Below are 1,891 nucleotides of genomic sequence, written 5' to 3'. Positions count from 1 at the left end.
CCGCCCTCACCCGGGTGCAGCGGCTCTTCCGCGGCGGGGCGACCACGGATGCGGGCCGTGACGCGACGATGGCGCTGCGCGACCTGTGGCTGCTGCGACCCGCACTCTCCGCCGCCGACCGGGCCCGGGCCGACCGGTACCTGGCCCGGCCCACCGACGGGGGCGGCGACCCGCTGGGCGACGGGTACACCGTGGCCGAGGCCACGCCGGTGTGCGGCACCGACGTGTGCATCCACTACGTGACCTCGACCGACGACGCGGTGCCGCCCGCGGACGGGCCGGACGTCGGGACGGTGCCCGACTACGTGGACTTCGCGCTGGCCACCATGGAGCACGTCCACCAGACCTACGTGGGCGCGGGCTACCGCGCGCCGAAACCCGACGGCACGAAGGGCGACAACTCCAAGACCGACATCTACCTCGCCGACGTCGGTGCCGACAGTCTCTACGGCTACTGCACCTCCGACGACGAGACGCCCCTGCCGTCCGGGGACTACGACGTGTGGGCCTACTGCGTCCTCGACAACGACTACTCACCGGCCGAGTTCCCGACCAACACCCCGGAGGAGAACTTCGAGGTGACCGCGGCGCACGAGTACTACCACGCCGTGCAGGCCGGCTACGACTGGGCCGAGGACGCCTGGTTCATGGAGGCCACCGCGACCTGGGCCGAGGACGAGGTCTACGACGCGGTCGACGACAACGTGCAGTACCTTCCCGCCGGCCAGCTCGGTGACCCGCACAGCCCGCTGGACGTGTTCTACGGCTCGATCCACTACGGCAACTGGGTCTTCTTCCGCTACCTCACCGAGCGCTTCCCGCAGCAGGCCGGTGGCCTGCCGGTTCTGGTGCGGACGATGTGGCGCAAGGCCGACTCCGACGGGAGCGCCCCGGACATGTACTCCACGCAGGCGATCGCCGCGGCCCTGCGGCCCAAGAAGGTCAGCTTCACCCAGGCCTTCGCCCAGTTCTCCGCCGTCAACCGGTTCTCCCGGAAGTTCTACGAGGAGGGCAGGGCCAACGCCTACCCGCAGGCCCCGATCGAGGGCACCACGGTCATCAGCAAGGCCCACCGCAGCGACTCCGTGAGCGGTCGGCTGACCTACCAGCTGACCTCGGTGGCCCTGCAGGCCAAGCCCCGCAAGCTCACGGGCACCTGGAAGCTCCAGGTCAGCGCCGACATGGCCCCGGCCCGCCGCGGCCCCGCCGTCGTGGTGGACCAGGTCAGGCGGAACGGCACGCACGCCTTCCACCTGGTCAGGCTCAACCGCAAGGGCGTCGGCAGCGTGAAGGTCCCCTTCACCAACGCCAAGACCGCTCGAGTGGTGATCACCCTGGTCAGCGGTGGCATCCACTACAGCTGCTGGGTGAGCAGCCCGTTCGCCTGCAGCGGTGACCCCAAGGACGACAACCTCCCGGTGAAGATGTCGGTCCGCCTCACCCGCTGACCCGTCGCTGTTTTCCCGCTGACCCGTCGCTGTTTGCCGCCGTTCCTGTGGAGAACGGGGCAAACAGCGACGGGTCAGTCGGTCTCGACCGAGAACCGTGGTACGCCGCCGCTGCAGCGCGCCTCCACCTTGACCTCGCGCTCGTCCTCTTCCTGCCGCCTGAACTTCGCCTCCAGGTGGGAGCCGTCCTTCTCCACCTCGACGGAGTAGCCGTCCTCCGGCGTGGCCCCCACCAAGGAGAGCGTCGCGCCGGTGCACGCCACGGTCACCGTGCCCCCCGTGCCGGACCAGGTGCCCCGCCGGGTCGGCACCGGGGCGGGTGCGGTGGAGGAGCCGCCCGACCCGTGCCCCGACGTACCTCGCGAGGAGGAGGTCGGGCCCGGCCCTGACGACGGCGCCGCCGAGGACGCGGCGGGCGACGCGGGCTGCGAGCGGCCCGGACG

General features: G+C 71.2%; 3 protein-coding genes. 2 read left to right on the top strand and 1 reads right to left on the bottom strand.

Annotated elements, in window-relative coordinates; all coding sequences use genetic code 11:
* On the top strand, positions 1-1,448 hold a 1,448-nt coding region (locus PLP61_RS16820; protein WP_324503949.1), incomplete at its 5' end, for an MXAN_6640 family putative metalloprotease.
* Positions 1,449-1,522: 74 nt separating this feature from the next.
* On the opposite strand, the gene PLP61_RS16815 is transcribed toward PLP61_RS16820, so the two are convergent.
* Positions 1,523-1,681 carry a hypothetical protein gene (locus PLP61_RS16815; protein WP_324503948.1) on the bottom strand — a complete coding sequence of 53 codons (159 nt, stop codon included), beginning with the start codon at positions 1,679-1,681 and terminating at the stop codon, positions 1,523-1,525.
* Between PLP61_RS16815 and PLP61_RS16810 the strand changes: the two genes are divergently transcribed.
* Positions 1,671-1,891: hypothetical protein (locus PLP61_RS16810; protein ID WP_324503947.1), on the top strand; the 221-nt coding region annotated here is incomplete at its 3' end. The two genes, PLP61_RS16815 and PLP61_RS16810, sit on opposite strands and share 11 nt — an antisense overlap.

The sequence above is a fragment of the Nocardioides sp. genome (assembly GCF_035429765.1).
Taxonomy (GTDB): domain Bacteria; phylum Actinomycetota; class Actinomycetes; order Propionibacteriales; family Nocardioidaceae; genus Nocardioides.
This window is presented reverse-complemented; position numbering and strand designations above follow the sequence as displayed.